The 6,316-nt window shown below is 69.8% G+C and carries 5 protein-coding genes; 2 read left to right on the forward strand and 3 right to left on the reverse strand.

The genetic code is table 11. From position 1 onward, the window contains the following. Window positions 1-2: 2 nt before the first annotated feature. Together AB0M59_RS30955 and AB0M59_RS30960 are read right to left on the reverse strand one after the other, a co-directional pair. A complete protein-coding gene (locus AB0M59_RS30955; RefSeq protein ID WP_364622089.1) occupies window positions 3-797 on the reverse strand; it encodes a hypothetical protein in 795 nt (264 codons plus the stop codon). Between the two features lie 339 nt (window positions 798-1,136). Then, the gene (locus AB0M59_RS30960) at window positions 1,137-2,582 is read right to left on the reverse strand and encodes an alpha/beta hydrolase (RefSeq protein WP_364622092.1); all 1,446 of its coding nucleotides are present in this window, start codon (window positions 2,580-2,582) and stop codon (window positions 1,137-1,139) included. Between the two features lie 85 nt (window positions 2,583-2,667). On the opposite strand from AB0M59_RS30960, the gene AB0M59_RS30965 reads away from it, so the two are divergent. Both AB0M59_RS30965 and AB0M59_RS30970 read left to right on the forward strand, forming a co-directional pair. Then, window positions 2,668-3,810: a histidine kinase gene (locus tag AB0M59_RS30965; RefSeq protein ID WP_364622095.1), complete on the forward strand. Its 1,143-nt coding sequence runs from the start codon at window positions 2,668-2,670 to the stop codon at window positions 3,808-3,810. Further along, the gene (locus tag AB0M59_RS30970) at window positions 3,807-4,412 is read left to right on the forward strand and encodes a response regulator transcription factor (protein ID WP_364622098.1); all 606 of its coding nucleotides are present in this window, start codon (window positions 3,807-3,809) and stop codon (window positions 4,410-4,412) included. Before AB0M59_RS30965 ends, AB0M59_RS30970 begins: the two co-directional genes overlap by 4 nt. Before the next feature lie 322 nt (window positions 4,413-4,734). Here AB0M59_RS30970 and AB0M59_RS30975 read toward each other — a convergent pair whose 3' ends face one another. Then, window positions 4,735-5,163, reverse strand: a complete 429-nt coding sequence (locus AB0M59_RS30975; protein WP_364622101.1) for a hypothetical protein — start codon at window positions 5,161-5,163, stop codon at window positions 4,735-4,737. Window positions 5,164-6,316: the final 1,153 nt, after the last annotated feature.

A 6,316-nucleotide genomic window follows, 5' to 3' on the forward strand; every position in this document is an offset into this window, starting at 1 on the left:
TGTCACGTCGTGGTTGGCGTCAGCCACACATCCGCATCGAGCAGTCCATCGGGCAGTGTCGCGGCCCATCGCGCGATCTCGGACTCAATCCACGCGAACTGGGCGCTCACGGTGGGCTGCCCGTCATCGCCGGCCGACCGGCCGGTCGAGGTTATCGGCCATCGACGTGCCGACAGTTCCTGCCGTAGCCGGCTCTGTGCCGCGTCGATGTCCTGCCGCCGATATCTGCTGGCGACCACGCACAGGCTCGCGCCGAATGCAGGACGCAAAGCTCGCTCCGCATGCCCGGGGTCTTCGGCGGCAACGACCAGTACCGGCTGCGTCGGATGAGGATGGAATTGGGTGATCTGAGTGATCGTCAGCTCCGCCCATTCTTCCTGGCGAGGCGGAGAGGTCAGGAGATTGACCGGCACAGTGCAATCTTTGACGGGGGCGGCCGGCCAGCCGGCGGCGGGAGGCGGGCAAGGCGGGCTGGTCCACCGGTTCGGTTCGCCGTCCGGTGTGGGCGCCGGGTCTTGGGCGTGGGCGTGCAGTTCACCGTGGCGCCACGTCGCGGTCAGCGTGGTCCAGCCCTCGACCACGCCGCCGGGATAGTCCTCGCGCCGGTCAAGGCGATGGATATCGACGGCGTGTGCACGCAGGGCGTACCGGCCTGCGTGGGGGGCCGATCGAGGGTGGATCAACGGCATTGCTCGCGGGGATGGCCGTTCGAACCACATCGCTCTGTCGATTACCAGGACACGGCCCGTGGCCCGCACGACGACACCGTCGCGCATCACCCATTCATTCAGATTCACCCGACCAGTATCGCCGTGATCGGCACGGCTGTGCTGCCGTGGTGAGCCGGATAGGCGGATAGCGCGTGATGCAGGTTGAGACACGTCGTGATCTCGACGCTCATCATGGGCAGCCCAGTCCGTTGTCGAATCAACCCGATTACACGCTGCAGGGATCACTCCCGTGACCGCTATGCAGGGACCGACGACGGACGAGGCACCGACCATCTGCTTGAGATAGAACGCCTTAAGCTGATGAGCGGACGTCACCGGAACGCGGGCCGTCTCCCTCGGTTCGGGGAGACGGCCCGCCGTCGTGAACCACAGACGCGGCGAGGCGGTCGCACCGCGGCAGGTCGCTCAGGCCCGGCAGAAGGTGTCGTGTGCCGGGCGGTTTCCGGTGGCCAGGTAGTCGCTCACGGCGTCGTTGCCGCACTGGTTCGTGCCGTTGAGGTAGGCCACGTGACCGCCCTGGTCGGCCGTCACCAGGCGGGCGCGGTCGCCGAACGCCGCGCGCATTCGGAGAGCTCCGGGCATCGGCGTGGCAGGGTCGCGAAGGTTTTGCAGCATCAGCACGTTCGCCGGGCCGTGGTCGGTTATCCGCACCCGCGGCTCGACGGGGGCCGGCCAGAACGCGCACGGCCGGATGTTGGCCGCGTAGGGGCCGTACATCGGGTAGCGAACGCGGTCGGTCGCGACGTTGCGCTGGTAGGTTCCCACCGCCTCCGGCCACTGTGAATCACCGCAGACCACGGCGAGGTAGCTCGCCGCGAAATTGTCGGAGCCCGCGCCGGAGCCGGTCGCCGGGGACACCGGCTCGTGCACGTCGAGCTTGTGCCACAGCCTCGCTAGAGCGGGCAGGGCGGCGTCCGAGCGCAGCACGGCCGCGGTGACGGTGCGGAACGTCGTGCCGTCGTAGCCCTGCGCCGGTGCCCGGTCCAGGCGCTCGGCCAGTTCGAAGTACTTCGCGCGCACCGCGGCGGGAGTGGCGCCCAGGCCGTACTGCGCCGGGTCGGCCGCGGCGACCTTCGCGAAGTCGGGGAACCGGATCTCGAAGCCCAGACCTTGGCTCCGCAGCGCTTCCGCGTCGTAGCCCTCCGGTCCGAGGCTGCTGTCCAGGACAATCCGGTCGCTGCGCCGCGGGTACAGCGTCGTGTACACCGCGCCGAGGTAGGTCCCGTAGGAGTCGCCGTAGTACGACAGCGTCGGCTCGTCCAGCGCCGCCCGGATCCGGTCCATGTCACGTGCGGTGTTCGCGGTGGTGATGAACGGCAGCACGGCGGCCGTCCCCGCCGCCGTGCACTGCCGGGCGACGGTCTTCGCGGCCTTGGCCGCCTTCGTCACGTCCGCCGCGCGGTACGGGAAGGGCGGGTTCACGCTCTCGACGGTCTGCACCGGCGTCATGTCACAGGTCACCGGGGAGCTGTGGCCGACCCCGCGCGGGTCGAACCCGATCACGTCGTAGGTGTCGCGCACCCGCTGCGGCAGCCCCGCGTCCACCAGCGACACCGGGAAGTCCAGGCCGGTCAGGCCCGGGCCGCCCTGGTTGACCAGCAGGACGCCGCGGCGTTGCGCCGGTTTCGCGCTCGCCAGCCGGGACAGCGCGACGCTGATCTTTCGTCCGGCCGGGTGGCGGTAGTCGAGCGGCACGTCGAGCGTCGCGCACTGCAAGCCGGGCTTGGCGACGTCGGCCGGGCACGGCCCCCAGGCCACCGGCGTCCCCTCGGCCGCGCCCGCCGCGGACACCCCCGACACCACCGCGGCGGCGGCGAGCGCCGCCGGCCAGATCCTCTTCATCGGTTCCATGGCTTCACCGCACCACCGCCCGGCCGGGACGCCCCGTGCCATCTGTCATGGGGCGGCTCGGCTGTCCGGTGCTTAGGGTGGGCCGGTGAGCGAGCGTGATCTCAGCCGGTTCTCCGTCCGGCAGTGGCCGGACTGGAGCTTCTGGGCGGACCGGCGGCGGCGGGTGGCGCCTGTGGTCGTCAACGGTCTCGCGTCGCTGGTGCTGATCCCGCGGGTCACGATGATCGTCCACGGCTGGCACGGTGCGCCGCGGACAGTCGTCGCGCTCGTGGCCCTCGGCCTCTACGTCGCCGGGTACCTCGTCGCGTTGTGGTTCGCGCCGTCGGCGCCCCGACGGCAGCGGGCGGTCATCGTGGCGGCGCTGTTCGCCTTAGGTGGCATGCCGGCCCTGCTCTTCGGCTCGCCGGATCACCTGACCGACTTGACTTTCGCCATCGCGATCGGCTTGATGCTGCTGCCGCTGTGCTACTCCCTTCCCCTCGGGTTCGCCACGGCGGCCGCTCAGCTTGCGTGGATGCTGGCCAGGTCGGGGCAGGCGAGCTGGTCCCAAGTGGTCACGCTCGGCGGGGTCACGGCAGCGGTGGGGACCGTCTTCGCGCTGACCTTCACGATCGGGCACCTGAAGGCCGCCCGCGCGCAGATCCGGCGGATGGCCGTGGACTCCGAACGCGAACGGGTCGCCCGTGAGCTGCACGACATCCTCGGCCACAACCTCTCCACGATGGCCGTCAAGCTCGGGCTCGCCCGGCGCATCCTGGAGTCGGCCGCGGACACCGGCCCCGCCCTCACCGAGGTTCGCGACCTGGAAACCCTCTGCCACCAGTCGCTTTCCGATGTCCGCGCCACCGTCTCGGGGTACCGGGAGGTATCGCTGGCTACCGAGCTTTCGGGGGCCCGGCTGGCGTTGCGCGCGGCGGGGGTGCAGGCCGAGCTGCCGGCTTCGGTGGACGACGTCGAACCGGAGCTCCATGGGGTGTTCGGGTACGTGGTCCGGGAAGCGGTGACCAACGTGCTCCGGCACTCCGACGCGGGACAGTGCCGGATCCGGGTCGGCGCCGGCTGGGTCGAGGTCACCGACGACGGGTCGGTGACCGGAAAGCCGGCGGCGGGGCACGGCCTGACCGGGCTGACCGAGCGACTGGCTGCGGTCTCGGGCCGCCTCGAGCACGGCCGCGGCCCGCACGGCGGCTACCGGGTGTTCGCGTGCGCCGAGGAAGTTCCGGCGTGATCCGTGCCCTGCTGGCCGACGACCAGGCCCTCGTGCGCGGTGCGCTGGCGTCGATGCTTCGCCTCGAACCCGACATCGACGTGGTCGCCGAGGTCGGTTCGGGCCTCGACGTCGTCCCGGCGGCCCGGCGGACGAATCCCGACGTCGCGCTCCTCGACGTGCAGATGCCCGGCCGCGACGGGCTCGCGGTGACCGCCGAGCTGCGGCACGCGCTGCCGGCGTGCCGCGTGCTGATCTGCACCACGTTCAGCCGGCCCGGCTACCTCGCCCGCGCGATGTCCGCCGGCGCGGCCGGGTTCGTTGTCAAGGACTCCCGGCCCGAGCAGCTGCTCAACGCGATCCGCCGGGTCCACGCGGGACTTCGGTTCATCGACCCGGCCCTCGCGGCCGAGTCCCTCGCCACCGGCGCCAGCCCGCTGACCGACCGCGAAGCCGACGTGCTTCGGGCGGCAGCCGAAGGTGGCACGGTCGCCGACATCGCGAGAGCACTCGGCCTCACCCCGGGAACGGTCCGCAATCACCTGTCCTCGGCCATCGGCAAGACCGAAGCTCGCACCCGCGCCGAAGCCGCCCGTCTCGCCGAAACCAACGGGTGGCTCTGAGCCCTCACCGCAACGTCCATGGTGATGCCTGCCAGCGGGCGGGTCACCGGATTCGGCCACCAGCCTGATCGTCGATTGTCCCTTGTCCCGGCTGTCGAGTCTCCCGAATCGACAACCGCTCATCGGCATGAGCAAGCATGCGTGCGCGGTCAATTAATGGCTATTTGGGCTGTAACCATCTGGTTTGCCGACACGATGCTTAGAGCGTGTCTCACGTGGCGATCGGCCGGTGGTGAGCGATGATCGTGGCTGTGGTTGATCCCTCAGGCTGACCGCCCCGGTGGCTGGGCTGACAACGCCAGCGTGGGCTGACTGGGATTGGTCAGCCGCTCTTCGCGCTCCATGCTCCGCAAGGATCGGGGCCGAACTGGTCCTTGCACACCCGATACTCCAGACCACTGGGCGTGCCGATGAGCTGGCCGCTGCCTGTGCAACTGCCGTCGACCACTTGCCCCGCCGTCGCGGTGACGTTGCCCGTCATCCGGCCGCACACGTCATCGGTGTTGCCGTCGAAGACGATCTTCCCCGACACGTAGACTTTCGCGCCCTTACGGGAAGTCAGATCACCGTGCATGCGTCCGGTCCACCGGCTGTAGCCGGTTGTCTGGGCCGTCCCGTAACCGTCACCGGAACTGATGGAGACGATCAATGATGCCGCCTCCGCCTGCGCCAGCACGGGCAAAGCGCCGGTGAACATTACCGACGTCATGACGCTGACCGAGAACAACGCGGCTATCCGCCGCTTCCTCATGGACATAATGTGCATCCCTTCACCTCGCGGTTTCAGATCGTTGGCGTGCGGTACCTCCGGGCCGACACAGTTCCCACTCCCGTGGTCGCCTGCCGGTTGAGGTCTCGTCGCACGGTTCACCCGAACAGGTGGCAGTGCGGCGCGACGTAGTCGGTGCGGCGATCCGCCGCAGGAGATGAGCCATGCCGATGCATGAGGGCTCCCGCCGAGGCCGGTGACGAGGTTCTCATCGCCGCGCTTGAGCTCGCTGGAAGCGGAGCCATAGCCCGTCGTCGCGCTCGCGGCGCGAGAGGCGTTGTGATGAGGCTTGCGGTTGCTTGAGCAACGTCAAAATGTGGTGTGGTCGGTCACCTGGCCGTCAGCGGCGTTGAGGGCAGGTCCCGAACCTCGCGCACAGCCACCGGAGCAAGTGCGACCGCCGCGAACGCCGGCCCGCAGCACAGCGCGACCGTCGCTCCGCTCCAGGTTTGCACCGCTAGGCCGACGAGCAGTTGACCCACTCGGATGGCCGCGTAGGACAGCAGGTCGCTGTAAACACAAACCCGGGAGAGCGCCGCGCGCGGTACGTGCTGTTGCACCGAGGTGTCCCAGGCGACACCCAAGACGGTAAGCCCCAAGCCCGCGAGGAAGGCGCACCCATCAACCACGGCGCGGACAGGCCCAGACCGAAGCCGATCAGCCCGCACCCGCAGAGCGCGCCGGCGAGTTGCCCTATCCGCAGCGGGCGCCGCAGGGCCAGCCGGCTCAGCGCCACGCTCATCACCGGCAGGCCCGTCGCGCGGGCGCTGAGCACCAGGCCTCAGGCTGCCTGGCCGACATGCTGAGTGATCAGCAGGGGGCCCAGGGTCTGCCACGGCCCGGTGTTGACCAGGTTGATCCCGCAGAACGACAGGGTGGTTGTCCAGACCCACGTCACGCCACGGAACGCACGCCAACCGTCCGGAGATCAGCGAGCAGACCTGGCGGCGGGCGGCGGGCGGCGACGGTGAGCGGCCGCGGTCGAGACAGCAGCCCAGCGGCGGCCAGGAAGCTCAGCGCGTCCAAGGCGAAGGCCTAGCTGTATTGACCCGTGAGGTTGGGGACGCGGCTGGCGGGTGCTCTGCCGCCGAGTGCGGTGTGGCCGCGGTGGTGATTGTAGGTGTGCAACCACCCC

The sequence above is a fragment of the Amycolatopsis sp. NPDC051371 genome (assembly GCF_040682155.1).
Classification (GTDB): Bacteria; Actinomycetota; Actinomycetes; order Mycobacteriales; family Pseudonocardiaceae; genus Amycolatopsis.